16 protein-coding genes are annotated in these 15,514 nt (G+C 37.9%); 12 read left to right on the plus strand and 4 right to left on the minus strand.

The features are described 5' to 3' along the window. Nucleotides 1-72 precede the first annotated feature (72 nt). The gene (gene malQ, locus ACLLO5_RS16735) at nt 73-1,581 is read right to left on the minus strand and encodes a 4-alpha-glucanotransferase (protein ID WP_413171625.1); all 1,509 of its coding nucleotides are present in this window, start codon (nt 1,579-1,581) and stop codon (nt 73-75) included. 351 nt (nt 1,582-1,932) lie between these two features. On the opposite strand from malQ, the gene ACLLO5_RS16740 reads away from it, so the two are divergent. Next, nucleotides 1,933-2,802: a bacteriohemerythrin gene (locus ACLLO5_RS16740; protein WP_413171626.1), complete on the plus strand. Its 870-nt coding sequence runs from the start codon at nt 1,933-1,935 to the stop codon at nt 2,800-2,802. 67 nt (nt 2,803-2,869) lie between these two features. Further along, nucleotides 2,870-3,301, plus strand: coding sequence for an NUDIX domain-containing protein (locus tag ACLLO5_RS16745; RefSeq protein WP_413171627.1), 432 nt, complete (start codon nt 2,870-2,872; stop codon nt 3,299-3,301). Nucleotides 3,302-3,406: 105 nt separating this feature from the next. Here the strand turns inward: ACLLO5_RS16745 and ACLLO5_RS16750 are convergent, their stop codons facing one another. Next, complete coding sequence (locus ACLLO5_RS16750) at nt 3,407-3,817, minus strand: 6-aminohexanoate hydrolase (protein ID WP_413171628.1); 411 nt, start codon at nt 3,815-3,817, stop codon at nt 3,407-3,409. Continuing rightward, nucleotides 3,814-4,044, minus strand: coding sequence for a ribbon-helix-helix domain-containing protein (locus ACLLO5_RS16755; RefSeq protein WP_413171629.1), 231 nt, complete (start codon nt 4,042-4,044; stop codon nt 3,814-3,816). The genes ACLLO5_RS16750 and ACLLO5_RS16755 overlap by 4 nt, the downstream gene beginning before the upstream one ends. A gap of 120 nt (nt 4,045-4,164) precedes the next feature. Between ACLLO5_RS16755 and ACLLO5_RS16760 the strand changes: the two genes are divergently transcribed. The 4 genes from ACLLO5_RS16760 to ACLLO5_RS16775 all read left to right on the plus strand — a co-directional run bounded on the left by ACLLO5_RS16760 (nt 4,165) and on the right by ACLLO5_RS16775 (nt 6,693). After that, on the plus strand, nt 4,165-4,926 hold the full coding sequence (locus tag ACLLO5_RS16760) for a pentapeptide repeat-containing protein (protein WP_413171630.1): 762 nt from the start codon (nt 4,165-4,167) through the stop codon (nt 4,924-4,926). 255 nt (nt 4,927-5,181) lie between these two features. Further along, nucleotides 5,182-5,577 carry a RidA family protein gene (locus ACLLO5_RS16765; RefSeq protein WP_413171631.1) on the plus strand — a complete coding sequence of 132 codons (396 nt, stop codon included), beginning with the start codon at nt 5,182-5,184 and terminating at the stop codon, nt 5,575-5,577. A 302-nt stretch (nt 5,578-5,879) separates the two neighbouring features. Further along, nucleotides 5,880-6,401, plus strand: a complete 522-nt coding sequence (locus ACLLO5_RS16770) for a hypothetical protein (protein WP_413171632.1) — start codon at nt 5,880-5,882, stop codon at nt 6,399-6,401. 61 nt (nt 6,402-6,462) lie between these two features. Continuing rightward, a complete protein-coding gene (locus tag ACLLO5_RS16775; protein ID WP_413171633.1) occupies nt 6,463-6,693 on the plus strand; it encodes a BrnA antitoxin family protein in 231 nt (76 codons plus the stop codon). A 183-nt stretch (nt 6,694-6,876) separates the two neighbouring features. Here ACLLO5_RS16775 and htpG read toward each other — a convergent pair whose 3' ends face one another. After that, on the minus strand, nt 6,877-8,844 hold the full coding sequence (gene htpG / locus ACLLO5_RS16780; RefSeq protein WP_413171634.1) for a molecular chaperone HtpG: 1,968 nt from the start codon (nt 8,842-8,844) through the stop codon (nt 6,877-6,879). A 231-nt stretch (nt 8,845-9,075) separates the two neighbouring features. On the opposite strand from htpG, the gene ACLLO5_RS16785 reads away from it, so the two are divergent. The 6 genes from ACLLO5_RS16785 (at nt 9,076) to ACLLO5_RS16810 (ending at nt 14,952) form a co-directional block, all read left to right on the plus strand. Continuing rightward, complete coding sequence (locus ACLLO5_RS16785) at nt 9,076-9,465, plus strand: hypothetical protein (RefSeq protein WP_413171635.1); 390 nt, start codon at nt 9,076-9,078, stop codon at nt 9,463-9,465. A 7-nt stretch (nt 9,466-9,472) separates the two neighbouring features. Further along, the gene (locus tag ACLLO5_RS16790; protein ID WP_413171636.1) at nt 9,473-9,658 is read left to right on the plus strand and encodes a type II toxin-antitoxin system HicA family toxin; all 186 of its coding nucleotides are present in this window, start codon (nt 9,473-9,475) and stop codon (nt 9,656-9,658) included. Then, nucleotides 9,658-9,912 (plus strand): type II toxin-antitoxin system HicB family antitoxin, encoded by a 255-nt coding sequence (locus ACLLO5_RS16795; protein ID WP_413171637.1) that lies wholly within the window; start codon nt 9,658-9,660, stop codon nt 9,910-9,912. Before ACLLO5_RS16790 ends, ACLLO5_RS16795 begins: the two co-directional genes overlap by 1 nt. Before the next feature lie 47 nt (nt 9,913-9,959). Beyond that, nucleotides 9,960-10,391: a DUF29 family protein gene (locus ACLLO5_RS16800; protein WP_413171638.1), complete on the plus strand. Its 432-nt coding sequence runs from the start codon at nt 9,960-9,962 to the stop codon at nt 10,389-10,391. A gap of 135 nt (nt 10,392-10,526) precedes the next feature. Continuing rightward, on the plus strand, nt 10,527-11,906 hold the full coding sequence (locus ACLLO5_RS16805) for an IS4 family transposase (protein ID WP_413171639.1): 1,380 nt from the start codon (nt 10,527-10,529) through the stop codon (nt 11,904-11,906). Nucleotides 11,907-12,174: 268 nt separating this feature from the next. Then, nucleotides 12,175-14,952, plus strand: a complete 2,778-nt coding sequence (locus ACLLO5_RS16810) for a tetratricopeptide repeat protein (protein WP_413171640.1) — start codon at nt 12,175-12,177, stop codon at nt 14,950-14,952. Nucleotides 14,953-15,514: the final 562 nt, after the last annotated feature.

Consider the following 15,514-nt stretch of genomic DNA (forward strand, 5'->3'; position numbering starts at 1 on the left):
CCCTACAGAAGCATTGAGTTGGGAGTAATCAAAGGCAAGTATTACTTATTCTACGGATTCATGATTTTGTGATCAGGAATTTCTGGGAGCGCGTCCATAAAGTTTGGTAATAATCTTTAAGCGATCGCTCAATTCTTGAGTCAAACAACCAGATTGATAGCGCCAGTCCCAATTGCCCTCAGCCTTACCGGGATAGTTCATTCTTGCGTCAGTTCCCAACCCTAAAACGTCTTGCAAAGGAATAATCGCTTGATTGGCAATGGAACTCAAAGCTAATCTGATTAAATCCCAGTTTATCCCATCAGGACTGATAGATCCCAAATACAACAACAAATTTTGCTTTTCGTAATCATTCGTAGTATTAAACCAGCCTACAGTCGTGTCATTATCATGAGTGCCAGTATAAACTACAGCGTTACGTGGGTAGTTAAAAGGTAAAAATGGATTACCGGGATCAGAACCAAAAGCAAAATGTAATACCTTCATCCCAGGAAACTCAAATTGATCTCGCAGTGCTTCCACCTCTTTTGTAATAATTCCCAAATCTTCAGCCAATATAGGTAACTTACCCAACTTTTGTTTAATCACCTCAAACAAAGCTACTCCTGGCGCTTCAATCCATTCACCATTAATAGCAGTTTCTTCACCTTGGGGTACAGCCCAATAAGCCTCAAATCCTCGGAAATGGTCAATCCGAATTATATCTACATAATCCAGCATGGCCTCAAAACGTTGCACCCACCATTTAAAATCCTGTTTTTGCAACTCTTCCCAGTTGTAGACAGGATTGCCCCACAATTGACCAGTAGCACTAAAATAATCTGGTGGCACACCTGCCATTAAAGCCGCTGTACCCGTTTCTTCATCTAAAGCAAAATTATCGGGATTAGCCCACACATCAGCACTATCATGAGCTACATAAATAGGGATGTCACCAATAATCTCTATACCGTTTTGATTGGCATACATCTTCAATTCTGACCACTGACGGAAAAATTCATATTCGACAAACTTGTAATAAAATATTTCTGGCGCTAAATCTCGTTCTATTTGAGCTAATGCTGCGGGTTCTCTTTTCGCCAGTTTTGCTTCCCAAGTGTGCCAGCTTGCACCATTTTGGGCATCTTTGATCGCCATAAATAAAGCATAATTATTGAGCCAATAGCCTTTGGTATTACAAAAATGGTGAAATGCTTTTCTTTGCAGATCAGTAGCGTGAGTTTTAAAATTCTCGCTGGCTTTTTTGAGAAGATTTACTTTAATAGGTATGACTTGCTCAAAATCAGCTTTATCGGCTGGAAATTCTGGTAAATTAGCAAAGTCTTCCGAAACCAACAAACCTTCATCTACAAGCTTTTCAGGACTAATTAAAAAGAAATTTCCCGCCATTGCTGAATAGCACATATAAGGAGAATTACCATAACCAGTTGGACCTAGAGGTAAAACTTGCCAATATTGCTGGTAGCTATCTTTGAGAAAATCAATAAAACGATAAGCTTCTAAACCTAAATCCCCAATGCCAAAACGACTTGGAAATGAACTTGGATGTAACAAAATACCGCTTGATCTAGGAAAAGGCATAATTAATGGTAAATATGAGTAGATTGTCTATTAGGACTTACACAAATGTTACATTTAATTTATTTTGTATGGTGTGTCAAATATTAAAAATATGTTGATTCTTAACAAATTATTTATTCTGACGCACTGTACTAAAATGCCACTTGCCTAAGTCCTGTTTATAACTAACAATCGAGAACTTAATTGAAGTTATCATGGTATAGTTAATATAGATAGATTTTAAGTATAAAGAAATAGCAAAAATCGTAAAGAAATACGAAGATTTTTATTGCAAGTTTTACACAGCTAAGACTTTCAGAGTTAGGTGGCTGTCTGAGAAGTTAAATTTTATTCTCTTTTGAGGAATTATATATGAATATTAAAATCGCACAATGGCGACCTGAGTATGAAACAGGAGATGTAATCATTGATGAGCAACACCAAAGCTTGTTTAGTACAATTAACGCGCTGAATAGTGCTATGTTGGAAGGACAAGGCCAAGCGTTACTAGAAAAAACACTTCAGAGTTTAAAAGACTACACTACAATTCATTTTGACACTGAAGAAAAATTCATGCTAGACCATAAATATCCAGGTTATGTAGAACATAAGATGAAGCATGAAGCTCTAAAAGCCAAGGTTTTGAGCTTTGAGAAAGAAAATCACGATGACTTATCCAAGTTAACGAATGCAGTTTCTCACTTTTTAACCGATTGGTTAATTCATCACATTAAAGATGAAGACCTCAAGATGATTGTATTTTGCCGTCATGGTCATTGGAGTGAATCTAAACCTGACGATATTCCATCCTTTGTTTCTGGTGCTTCTAAAATAGAAATTGCCCAATGGCGACCTGAGTATGAAACAGGCTATATACTCATTGATAATCAGCATCAAAGTCTCTTCCATGCTATTAATGCCCTCAATAGTGCCATGCTGGCAGGAAGAGGAGCAGAATTACTCGAAAGAACTTTAGATATTCTCAACATCTACACAACTATTCATTTTGAAACAGAAGAAGAAGTGATGCTTAAAAATAACTATCCAGGCTACCTGGATCATAAAGCAAAACATGAACTTCTTCGGGAACAGGTGAAAGAGTTTAATCAACAAATAAAGATCCAGAATAAATCTGATATTACCATTACGGTATCGCATTTCTTGACGGATTGGCTGATTCATCACATCAAAAATGAAGACCAAAAAATGATTTCCTTTCTACGCCAAAAACGACAAAAATAACATAAAAATTCATCTAAAAAATAACTTGTATCTTCTCAAATTAGGTTAAGCTACTTCACAAATAACTATGATTTACAGAAATCCAGCGCCTACGGTTGATATTATTATCGAATTAATTGATAGACCTCATCGGCCGATTATTTTGATTGAGCGACATAATGAACCTTTTGGATGGGCTATACCTGGCGGTTTTGTGGATTATGGTGAACCTGTGGAAGTGGCAGCACGAAGGGAAGCTAAGGAAGAAATAGGTTTACAAATAGAGTTGATTGAGCAGTTTTTGGTCTATTCTGATCCTAGTCGTGATCCCCGTCAGCATACGATTAGTATTGTGTTTTTAGCAACAGCAACGGGTGAACCTATAGCGGGTGATGATGCTAAGGATGTGGGGATTTTTGAGCCTTGGTGTGTTCCCGGTAATTTATGTTTTGATCATGACCGGATTTTGCGGGATTATTGGCAATATAGAAATTATGGGATTCGTCCAAGGTTGGGGTAAGAGAAATGAACCGCGAAGGACGCGAAGGACGCGAAGGAAGAGAGGAAGAGAGGAAGAGAAGAAGAAAGGATAAACAGGGGTTTAGCATTGCTAAACTCAAGCTGTCTAACTCCCAGACTGCCTTAAAAGATAGTCTAAAACTCTATCAATTCGTTCCAAAGCTGCATTAGTTGAACGTTGGAATTCTTGAAACTGTGATTTTTGCTCTTCATAGTTCCGGTCAAGTTTTAACATTAATGCTTCTAATCGCTCAGTTCGTGCTTTTGTTTCTTCTGTCTCACTACCTGCTTTGTTAAATAGGCGTTGGGTATGAAAGACAAACTCATCAACTCGATTTGATAATTGGTCAACTTTTACCCCTAGCTGATCAAGTTGTGTCTGAGTACGGTCTTGTTTTGCACCTAAGTCATCAATTCGTCTATTAGCTGACTCAGCATAAGTAGCAGCTGAGGTTAGCAGTTGCCGAATGGTAGCAAATTCACTTTCTACACGGTCAAGCCTTTGTTCTGTGGTCATGTTAGTTCTTTTTGTTTTTGGCGGTTTGCTAGTGCATCACTGACAAGTATTTTCATCATTTGACTCATAGAGCGTTTTTCGTTTTTCGCTGCTGTTGATATTTCTGCATAAAGCTTTAAATCATCTTCGTCTGTGAAATATATGTTGAGTCTTTTTCCTTGGGTCATAACAGCATTGCTAAATATTTTTATGCTTCCATTTTCTCTTGATTTCGCTCCTCTTGTCATTTGGTGTTAGCTAGTGTTAGTGTAACACTATAATTACCCATTAAGCAATATCGCCATCAATACCTGTATTTTACAAGACAGCATAATTTTATACTTATATGAGTATTTAATAGTGATATTATGGACGCTGAAGAACTTTTAGAAAAGTACGCCGCAGGACAACGGAAGTTTCATTCTGTAAATTTGGGAGGGGTAGACCTTAAAAGTGCAGACCTCAAAGAGATAGACCTATATAATTCAAATTTGAATGGAGCAGATTTAAGTGAGGCAATCCTAATTGGAGCAAAACTTAATAGTGTTGTCCTTACTAGAGCCTGTCTAAAAAATGCAGATTTGCAATTAATAGAAGGTTCTTCAATAAATCTAAGCTGGGCAGACCTTAACTTGGCTTGGTTGATTGGAGCAAGCTTGAATAGTGCCAATTTGAGCAATGCTAGTATATATCAGGCGAATTTGAAGAGCATTCACCTCAATAATACAAATCTAATTGGGGCAAACTTGGCAGAAACAGACTTGACTCAGGCAAGTCTCAATAGTGCAGCACTTAAAAATGCCAATCTTCAAAAAGCTCAATTTCGAGGTGCCAATCTAGAAAAATGTAATCTATCAGGTGCGAATTTAGCTGAAGCGGATTTGGTTGCTGTCTTCCTGGGGCAAGTCAACCTCAACAATGCCAGTTTACAAGGTGCAAATTTAGAAAGAGCTTGTCTAGAAAATGCAAACTTGATGAATGCAAATTTCAACAGTGCAAATCTGAAAAAAGCAAATCTAACCGGCGCAAATATATATGGTGCAACCTTTAAAAATGCTGACCTCACAGGTGCGATAATGCCAGATGGAGAAGTTTACACAACAGATGTTAATGTAGGGTTTGCTGAATAAACATGAAAAGATTACAGGTAAAGGGTTTGAGCCGTTTTGAGGTAAAAAAAGTGCAAGCTTTTACGAGGTGGAAACTCGAAAACCTTGCATTTAAGTTTGATACCAAAGAAAAATCGCTCCCATCAAACTCTTGAAACTGTTCCCTGTTCCCTGTTCCCTGTTCCCTGCCTTCACGGAAAGACTTTTTCAGCATCCCCTAATGTAGACTTCATTAAACCAGATGCACCTTTACCAAAAGAGCCAAAAGAGATTTATATGACTCGTAAAGTTATCCGTACCGATAATGCGCCAGCACCCGTTGGACCCTATAATCAAGCCATTCTTGCTTCTGGACAAATGCTGTTTGTAGCTGGACAAATAGCTATTGATCCTCGTTTGGGTGATGTTGTTTATACCGATGATGTCACTAAGCAAACGGAACAGGTGATGAGAAATATTGAAGCTATCCTCACAGAAGCCGGCGCGACTTTTAATGATGTAGTTAAAACAGGTGTATTTTTAGCTGATATGAAAGATTTTGCCGCTGTTAATGCGGTTTATGCCAAATATTTTTCAGAAGAAACTGCCCCAGCACGTGCTTGTGTGGAGGTTTCCCGTCTACCTAAAGATGTGCTGGTAGAGATTGAGTGTATTGCTGTTATTGATGGTTAATTATACGGTGGGTATTGCCCACCCTACTTTCAGTTTTCTGGTTCAATACCTGCTGCACGCAATTGTGCAGCTAATCTTTCAGCACGTTGTTTTTCTTGTTCTACTAACTCTGTAGTCATAAAGATTCACATAGTTTCAAGATTCACATAACTTTTCAGTGAAGATACTAGACAGAGTTGTTCTTCTTTTTTACAATGCAGTTAATATTTCAATGCTTGGGTGTTCCAGTTGCTTTCTGGATTTGAAATCACCCCTTGCTTTGTACGGTTGATGTTATTTACAAACAAAAAGAGAAAACTCTGATGAAACTATCTCGTATTCTGCCATTAGTTGTTGGTACTGCTGCTGCTGGTATCCTAGCTAGTAGCGCATCTCCAGCGCAAGCTTTGGTGTTTAATGTTGGAGGAACAAACTATGACGTGACGACAGTTACAGGGACTTATAACGACCTAGCTACTACCTTACAATCTCAAGTGTGGTGGGGTAATAGTGCTTTAGCTCAACAATTTGCTCAAACGGTTAACATTCAGTTAGGGCTTCCGAACATATCTGAAGCTAGTCCTTTCTTTGCGTATGGAGAAACATCTGGCGAACCTAATATATGGTACTTTAGTGATGAGATATTACAAACTCAATTGCAAGCGGGTACGGAATGGACGTATGCTACTGCTACACCAGATGCCTCTGTCCCCTTCGACATCCCCGGAGGCGCAACTATGCCTACTGTCGGCTCTCTGTTCGCCCTAGCACTGATGAGAAAAGTTAAAAAAAGTATAGCATCAAAAACCCACATCGCCAACCCTGTAACCACAACGGTTGGCTAGGATAAACTTTTCAACTTCAGGGTGTAAGGGGATAATACTATGAATATCTCGCCGAAACGTCTTGAAGAAATCCAAAAATATCCCAGATTCTGCTATTGATACCTCTGATATTCCCAAATTAGACGATCATTTTTGGGAAACAGCTAAAATGGTGAAACCAATCACGAAAAAAGCTATTTCCATTTGCTTAGATAGTGATGTTCTGGAATGGTTTAAGAACCAGGGGAAAGACTATGAATCAATGATTAATACTGTGGTTCGTTCTTATATTAACCATCAAGAACATCTCTAAGGGACTTCACCAAAAATATTGAATGTTTTTATCCTGTAAATCCTCATATCCTGGACATCCTGATATGGCTTACGCCACGCTACGCTATCAGACAATTTCCTATGGGGTGACGCTTTGAGTTTAAATATGTCAACAATAAAAAGGTAGGGTTTAGCATTGCTAAACCTCTACATATTGTAATATCTACTTACTCGCTTGTTCTGTAAGCTTGGTTAACACATCATTAGAACGTTCAACAAAAGATTTCATTCCTTCAGCATCAAAGCCTTTTTGGGACATCAAGGCTAAATCATAAACGTGCTGACAAATCATTTTTGTTAACTGCGCTGCGGGAGATTCTCCATCATCTTGAATAATAGCCCCTTGATTGATAGTTAAAAGGTTTTGAATCAAAGGATGGGCAGTATTTACTAACAAAATATGTTCTTCAGGAAATTCGGCGTTTTGCTGTTGCATCATGGCGTTCATTTCCCGCAGACGACGGAGAATTTCTGGTAACAATACCATTGCTGGTGGTGTTCCTTGGGGATCGTCTGATTTTAAGGCTTCGGTGCGGATGTTAACTTTGGGTTTGTTGAGTGATTTTTCAAATAATTCTTTGATAATTTCACTTTTGGTTTTGTTGGTGATAGGGTCAACAATTTCGCCGGATTTATCATCCAATAAGGTATTATCTAAGTCAGAATCTACCCGTGTAAATTTAACATCCTGATATTCTCTTTCTAGGAAGTTAATAAAGTGGGTGTCGATGAAGGAGTCCATAAATAGAACTTCTAAACCTTGACTTTTGTGCAGTTCTATATATGTAGCTTGGGTGGCTTCGTCGGTGCTGTAAAATACTTTATTTTCGTGGCGTTCTTTGTTGCGTTCTAGATATTCTTTGATGGTGGTATATGGTGTGCTGCTGGTGTTAGATGGGGTGACATCTTGCCAAAAATCACCTTCTGAAGATTGGACTTCAACGGCAGGTGTTTCTGTGGGTTGGGCGTTTAATTTGGCGGTAGTGCGGAAAATGAGGATGTCTTCGACTTGTTTTTTAAATTTATCGTCGTTGAGAACACCAAATTTAACGAATGTTCCTAAATCTTTCCAAGCACTGATGTATTGTTCGCGGTCATCGCGGTATAATTCTTTGAGGCGATCGCCTACTTTCTTGGCTATGTAGTCACCAATTCGTTTAACGGTGCGATCGCCCTGCAAAGCACTACGAGAAACGTTCAAAGGTATATCAGTGCTATCGATCACGCCCCGCATTGGCATCAAAAACTGCGGAATAATTTCATCACAGTTATCACTCACAAACACCTGATTGCAGAATAACTTAATTTGTCCCTTAGTCACATCCACATCAGGACGCATTTTCGGGAAATACAAAATCCCGTTAATAATAAACGGATAATCTGTATTCAGATGCACCCATAACAAAGGTTCTTCTTGAAAAGGATAGAGATAGCGGTAAAATTCTAGATAATCTTCTTTGGTTAAATTGCTAGAAGATTCTCTCCAAGCAGCTTTTTGTTGATTCAATACTTCCCCATCTAATTTGATGGGAACAGGCATAAAATCACAGTAAGTTTTAACTAAATTCTTAACTCTGGCAGCTTCTAAATATTCTTCCTCATCTGGCATTAAAGTGAGGGTAATAGTAGTACCGCGAGTAGTGCGGGAAGACTCATCCAAGGTGAATGCTGGTGAACCATCACAAGTCCAGTGAACAGCTTGAGAACCTTCTTTGTAGGAGAGAGTATCAATTTCTACTTGTTTTGCCACCATGAAGGAAGAGTAAAAACCTAAACCAAAGTGTCCAATAATTGGCTGGTCTGCTTTCCCTTCATATTTGTGAATAAATTCTTCTGCACTAGAGAAAGCCACTTGGTTAATGTATTTCTTGACTTCCTCTGCGGTCATACCGATCCCATTATCGGAGATAGAGAGGGTCTTTTTATCTTTATCAATGGCAATTGTAATTTCGTCTTCACCTGTGTCTCCATTATACTCACCAGCGCGGGACACCATTTTTAGCTTTTGGATGGCATCTACAGCGTTGGATACCAGTTCCCGCAAGAAGATTTGGTGATCTGAATAGAGAGATTTTTTGATAATGGGGAAAATATTCTCAGTATGTATACTGATAGTGCCTTGTTCTAACATAGTTATCCGTCTGTTTTACTTGCAGAGATAATTCTGAGGATCAATTTTCCGCTATGTATGTCTTTTTTGAGGTAAGGAATACCTCTTAATAATGATTCGGATTACACTACCATGTTAGGGGAATGGGGACTGGGAAGAAAATTTTAGGTAAAAAATTGTAGCAAACTTAGTTGCTAGTTTTAAGTGATTATAATGAGATGAGTATATTCGGCGATCTTAAGGAATATTTCTATGGAACCCATAACTGTAGCTACTGCCATGATTACCATATTTCTAACTGGAGTATTACAGAAACAGGGCGAAGATTTTAGTGATGCTTTAAAACAAAAGGTTCGTGAAGCACTTGCTAAAATCCGCAACCATTCCCCAGAAACAGCCACAGCATTAGCCGCAGGTAATCCAGAAGCATTAAATCTCAATCCAGAAGTCCTCAAACAAATCCCACCCGATCCGATTTTTGCGGAGTTGGTTGCTACTGCTGATGTAGAAGAAAATGCCACATTTGCGGACAAATATCAAGCCCTGAAATCAGGTGGCACAATTAACATTATTGGTAAACAGATTAACATTTCACAAGCTGGTACAGGCGGCACTCAAACAAACAACTTCAGTAATTTCTGAATCTATCATGAAAGTACGAGAAGTTATTAACTTGCTTGAATCAGATGGTTGGTATCTGGTAGGAACAGAGGGTAGTCATCGTCAGTTTAAACATCCAACAAAGCTAGGTAAGGTAACGGTATCGGGAAAAACGAGTGATGATGTCAGAAAAGGAACGTTAGGAAGCATTCTCAGACAAGCAGGACTCAAATAATGGATAAGTATCTGATCGTTCTGGAAAAAACCGAAACAGGATTTTCCGCATACTCCCCTGATGTGTGGGGTTGCGTTGCTACAGGTGAGACACTGGAAACAACTTTAGATAATATGCGTTCAGCCCTAGTTTTTCATCTTCAAGATAGCGAAATTCCTCAACCTCGTGGTATTGATGCTTATTTGGATGCGTTACGCGAATCAGAAGGAGAGGAATTTTATCTCACGCATATAGGTGTGGGTATTTTGAAATAATCTCTCACAATCTTAATTTGAGCAATTTAATTCAGGAGGTTTAAGTTATGGAAGAATTGCTAGAACTTCAACAATTGCTGATTAATGGCAATATTCCTGGTGCATTGCTGCTAGTTGAAGAGATGACCGAAATGAGTAAAGATGACAAACTGAATAAAATTTTTAGTTTTGGTATTATTTTACTACTGCATTTGATTAAACAATCAGCCGAAAAGCATTCAACAAAATCTTGGGAAATATCTATTTTTAATTCAGTTAAGCAAATTCAACGCACCAATAAAAGACGCAAGACAGGTGGAACTTATTTAACTTTAGCAGAATTGCAAGAAACCCTAGAAGATGCCTACCAATCAGCTTTAAATCAGGCAGCATTAGAAGCATTCGCAGGTAAATATGATGAGGAAGCAGTGGCAAAGATGGTAAATAAAGAAATGATATTAGAACAAGCCATTGCCTTAATTTCAGCCAATCCCACATAAACAAGATCCAGTCCCCCTCCTCGCTTGCGGCTATCCATTACCCACATCTTTCTTAACAAAGAAACAAGAGACTTAACATCAAAGTGAAAGGCTTGATATATATAGTTTTGAAAGAAGAGAGTGGGTGATGGCATCATGGAAAAGTGGGCAGCTAAAGAGTTGGCACAGGTAAACTTAGGGGATGCACGTCGAAACAAGCGTTTAATACGGATAGTAGAAGATTTGGCAGCACAACCAGATAGTAGTGTACCACTGGCTTGTGGAAATATAGCGGCAACTAAAGCCGCATATAATTTTTGGAAATCACCATATTTTCAAGCAAGTGATATTCGTGCTGCCCACAGAACCAGCACAATAGAAAGAATCAAAGAACATGAGATAGTATTGGCAATTCAAGATACAACAAACATAGATTTAACATCACACCCAGCAATAAAAGGAGTGGGTTATCTTGACCATAGAAAATCATCAGGATTGAAAGTACATTCAACATTAACAGCGACAAGTGATGGAGTACCATTAGGAATAATTGAACAGCTTGTATGGGCAAGAGAACAAGAAAATTTAGGTATTGCTAAAAAACGTCGTCAGAGGGAAACCCAAGAAAAAGAAAGTCAACGTTGGTTGGATGGATTAGAAACTACACAGAATTTAATCCCGTCAGGAATTCAAGTAGTAACAATAGGTGATTCAGAAGCAGATATATTTGACCTCTTTAACCTCAAACGTCGAGAAAATTCTCACTTACTATTTCGTGGTACTCACAATCGAAAAGTAGATCATTGTGCCAAATATCTACATCTTGCTATTCGTCAAATTCAACCTTCTGGAACACTTACAGTAGAAGTTAACCGCTCCCCAGAACATAGTTCCAGAAAAGCACTACTCACCATTAGATTTAACAGTTTTGATATCCAAGTACCATTACATCACATTGGGCGTTTACAACTAAAACCTGTGAGGTTGCAAGTAATTCTAGCAGAAGAAGAAAATCCACCATTAGGAACTAATCCGATTAGTTGGTTATTAATTACTAGCTTAGAAATTAACAGTTTAGAAGATGCTGCACGTTGTATTCAATGGTACACTTATCGTTGGTTGATAGAACGTTATCATTACACATTAAAAAGTGGCTGTGGTATCGAGAAATTGCAACTGGAAACTGCTGACCGAATTCACATGGCATTGGCTACTTATACAATTGTCGCTTGGCGTTTATTATGGCTAACTTATGAAGCACGAATTAATCCAGATTTACCCTGTGATGTTGTTTTGGAAAAGAATGAATGGCAGTCCTTATGTGCAACTATCAACCATAATCCAATTCCACCAGAAAAGCCACCTTCTTTGCGAGATGCTGTACGAATGATTGCCACTTTAGGTGGCTTTTTAGGTCGAACAGGTGATGGTGAACCAGGCGTGAAAACGATTTGGCGTGGGCTGCGACGCTTACACGATATCGCTGTAACCTGGCAATTACTTCACTCTGATTCGCCATCTGTTGTCTTTACTTAACGATCGCCTCCGGCACCCTACCCAATTTTCTACAACCTTTATCTTGTCTGTTTTTCAGCCATGTTAAGAAAGATGTGGGTAATGGATAGCTCGCTTGCGGGGAGGGGTTAGGGGTGGGGTTCTTCAAGCTTTTCTCGTTCCCATACTCTGTATGGGAATGAATTCTAGAAGTCTCTGACTTCAATAATAGCAGAGGCAGAGCCTCGATGATAGCATTCCCAGTCTGAGACTGGGAACGAGATAAACACTTTTTAACTACAATTTTCCTATGAACTTTAACAACATTGACAAACAAATAATTATCACACAAGCCGGCGAAGGTAATACCCAAATTAATAACTTTCCCTCTCTTCCACCACAACTAGAAGCAAACCCTTTCACACCACCAAAACCCCGTGAAGGTGGACTGTTTGGACGGAAAGAGGAATTAAAAGAACTACATCAATTATTGCAAAGTGGTAAAAATGTTTGTGTTGTCTCCGGTATGGGTGGAGTTGGTAAAACTGGACTGGTGCGAGAATATGCAAATCAAATAGAATGCACATCATTTTTTACTGGTGGAGTCTATTATATTAATGCCAGAGATAGGCAAAATATGGCTGCGGAAATTCTCGCTTTGACAGAGTGGAGATTTAAAAGTGAAGTACCAAAAAATTTAACACCTCAACAAATGGTAACTGCTTGTTGGCAAGCATGGAAATATCAAACAGAAAATGTATTATTGATTCTTGATGATGTTTCTAATTTAGCGGAGAACATCAAACCCTATTTACCACCAAAAGATTTAGTTTCCATGCGGTTGTTGATGACTTCGCGGGAAACACCAGATAAACGCATTGCGGAAACATTAGAATTACAAGTATTGTCAGAAGCAGCAGCAGTAGAATTATTAGCTTCAATTATTGGACAAGAAAGAATAGATGCAGAACCAGAACAAGCTAAACTACTTTGTTATGAATTGGGATATTTGCCTTTAGCTTTAGAATTGGTGGCATATTATTTAGATGATGAAGACTATCAAGAACTAACGCTAGAAAAAATGCGTGGTAAGTTACAAGAAAAAGTCAAACATCCTTCATTATCACCGGAACAAGTACCGGGAGGAATGCAAGCACAAAGAGGACTGCAAGCAGCATTTGATTTGAGTTGGGATGAATTAAAACCAGAAGCTAAACATCTCGCTTGTGTGTTTGGTGCTTTTGCTGCTTCTCCTGTTTATTGGGGTTTTGTGACAAGAATTTATCAACAATTGCAAGGTGAATCATTTAATGAAGATAATTTAAAAGACCGTTGGTTAAAATCTTTAAGAAAACTACATTTGGTGATAACTGTTGAAGAAAATATTTATAATTTACATTTACTGATTCACGACTATTTTAGTGAGCATCTGAAACAACATTCTGACTACAACCAAATCAAACAATTATATTGTGATGTGTTTGCTATTGTTGGTAGTAATATTGAGCAATCAAGCAATATAGAAACATTTAATTTAATTGAACCACATCTCAAAAAGATGATTGCTTGGTGTCAAAATACTGAAAATACTCAACTTGCTTACTGTTTAAATCAATTAGCATTACTTTATTATTCACAAGGACGTTACAACGATGCTGAACCCCTTTATTTGCAATCTTTAGATATCAGAAAACACCAATTAGGTGCTGACCATCCCAATGTTGCTACCAGTCTCAATAATTTGGCAGCATTGTATGAATCACAAGGACGTTACAACGATGCTGAACCTCTTTATTTGCAATCTTTAGAAACCTGGAAACGCCAATTAGGTGCTGATCATCCCAATGTTGCTTCCAGTCTCAATAATTTGGCAGGATTGTATGAATCACAAGGACGTTATAACGATGCTGAACCTCTTTATTTGCAATCTTTAGAAATCTGGAAACGCCAATTAGGTGCTGATCATCCCAATGTTGCTTCCAGTCTTAATAATTTGGCAGGATTGTATAAATCACAAGGACGTTACAACGATGCTGAACCTCTTTATTTGCAATCTTTAGAAATCTGGAAACGCCAATTAGGCACTGACCATCCCAATGTTGCTTCCAGTCTCAATAATTTGGCAGGATTGTACAGGTCAAAAGGACGTTACAACGATGCTGAACCTCTTTATTTGCAATCTTTAGAAATCATCAAACGTCAATTAGGTACTGACCATCCCAATGTTGCTTCCAGTCTCAATAATTTGGCAGGATTGTACAGGTCAAAAGGACGTTACAACGATGCTGAACCTCTTTATTTGCAATCTTTAGAAATCAGAAAACGCCAATTAGGTGCTGACCATCCTAATGTTGCTTCCAGTCTCAATGATTTGGCAGGATTGTATGAATCACAAGGACGTTACAACGATGCTGAACCTCTTTATTTGCAATCTTTAGAAATCAGGAAACGCCAATTAGGTGCTGACCACCCCTCTGTCGCTTTCAGTTTCAATAATTTGGCAGGATTGTATAAATCACAAGGACGTTACAACGATGCGGAATCTCTTTATTTGCAATCTTTAGAAATCACCAAACGCCAATTAGATATTGACCATCCCTCGGTTGCTACCAGTCTCAATAATTTGGCATTATTGTATAACTCACAAGGACGTTACAACGATGCGGAATCTCTTTATTTGCAATCTTTAGAAATCAGAAAACGCCAATTAGGTGCTGACCATCCCGATGTTGCTACCAGTCTCAATAATTTGGCATTATTATATGAAGCGCAAGGTAAATATTTAGAAGCTGAAAATTTAGCTAAACAAGCATTAGTAATATATCAAACCAGATTAGGCAATCAACACCCTAATACGCAAAATGCAGCAGTTACAGTAAAGTTCTTTTATGTAATGGGACTTTTGCATTGCAATAAACAAACATTGATTAGTATTCTCCAAGCACTTGCACAACAAGCAAACCTTTCCGCACTCAATAATAAAACAGCATTAACTTTGCTGGAAATGATAGAAAACAATCCTGAGTTATTGTCATCTATTCGAGAATATTTACAACAGCAAACAGAAGCATCTGATGATGATACGTAATAATAAAATTGTCTGAATCAGGATGTCCAGGATGATAGGATTTACAGGATTATCAGTGTCAAATTACTTGATAAATTACTCAAATCCTGAATAAAATCATGTTTGAGTAAAATAAATATAGTGCGATTTTGTGGTAAATCCTCACTAAACCAAGTATGTATAATTTTTGTAAAATTCATAATTAACTTACCAAAAACCATTAATAATAACTACTCAAACCATAAATAGAAAACTGTTTAGATAGAAAATTACAGAGTGATTAAAGTGAAATCCATAAATCATCCACAATAATCACTCTTGTATCTATCATCCTGTAAATCCTATAATCCTGGACATCCTGATTCAGATAATTAGAAGCTTGGCCAAATTAAGAGGGAGATTCAAAATTTACATCTTCATAAACATCATTTATAGAACATTGAAAATCTACACTTGCTAAATGTAAATTTTCCTCCTTTCCAATTCTTCAGGGGAAATATAGTTATAACTAGGATTTGCAATCATAGAAAATCACCTCGGTAAATATATTAGGTAATGCAACATAATCTTGTAGGGTTAATTA

Origin of the sequence: Anabaena azotica SJ-1 (assembly GCF_047275885.1) — a bacterium.
GTDB lineage: Bacteria > Cyanobacteriota > Cyanobacteriia > Cyanobacteriales > Nostocaceae > Trichormus_B > Trichormus_B azotica_A.

Coding starts and splice junctions, on each gene's coding strand:
- ACLLO5_RS16790 (WP_413171636.1), top strand. CDS start 9,473: ATGAAAGTACGAGAAGTTATTAACTTGCTTGAATCAGATGGTTGGTAT.
- ACLLO5_RS16795 (WP_413171637.1), top strand. CDS start 9,658: ATGGATAAGTATCTGATCGTTCTGGAAAAAACCGAAACAGGATTTTCC.
- ACLLO5_RS16805 (WP_413171639.1), top strand. CDS start 10,527: ATGGAAAAGTGGGCAGCTAAAGAGTTGGCACAGGTAAACTTAGGGGAT.
- ACLLO5_RS16760 (WP_413171630.1), top strand. CDS start 4,165: ATGGACGCTGAAGAACTTTTAGAAAAGTACGCCGCAGGACAACGGAAG.
- ACLLO5_RS16785 (WP_413171635.1), top strand. CDS start 9,076: ATGGAACCCATAACTGTAGCTACTGCCATGATTACCATATTTCTAACT.
- ACLLO5_RS16740 (WP_413171626.1), top strand. CDS start 1,933: ATGAATATTAAAATCGCACAATGGCGACCTGAGTATGAAACAGGAGAT.
- ACLLO5_RS16750 (WP_413171628.1), bottom strand. CDS start 3,817: ATGACCACAGAACAAAGGCTTGACCGTGTAGAAAGTGAATTTGCTACC.
- ACLLO5_RS16745 (WP_413171627.1), top strand. CDS start 2,870: ATGATTTACAGAAATCCAGCGCCTACGGTTGATATTATTATCGAATTA.
- malQ (WP_413171625.1), bottom strand. CDS start 1,581: ATGCCTTTTCCTAGATCAAGCGGTATTTTGTTACATCCAAGTTCATTT.
- htpG (WP_413171634.1), bottom strand. CDS start 8,844: ATGTTAGAACAAGGCACTATCAGTATACATACTGAGAATATTTTCCCC.
- ACLLO5_RS16800 (WP_413171638.1), top strand. CDS start 9,960: ATGGAAGAATTGCTAGAACTTCAACAATTGCTGATTAATGGCAATATT.
- ACLLO5_RS16765 (WP_413171631.1), top strand. CDS start 5,182: ATGACTCGTAAAGTTATCCGTACCGATAATGCGCCAGCACCCGTTGGA.
- ACLLO5_RS16810 (WP_413171640.1), top strand. CDS start 12,175: ATGAACTTTAACAACATTGACAAACAAATAATTATCACACAAGCCGGC.
- ACLLO5_RS16770 (WP_413171632.1), top strand. CDS start 5,880: ATGAAACTATCTCGTATTCTGCCATTAGTTGTTGGTACTGCTGCTGCT.
- ACLLO5_RS16755 (WP_413171629.1), bottom strand. CDS start 4,044: ATGACAAGAGGAGCGAAATCAAGAGAAAATGGAAGCATAAAAATATTT.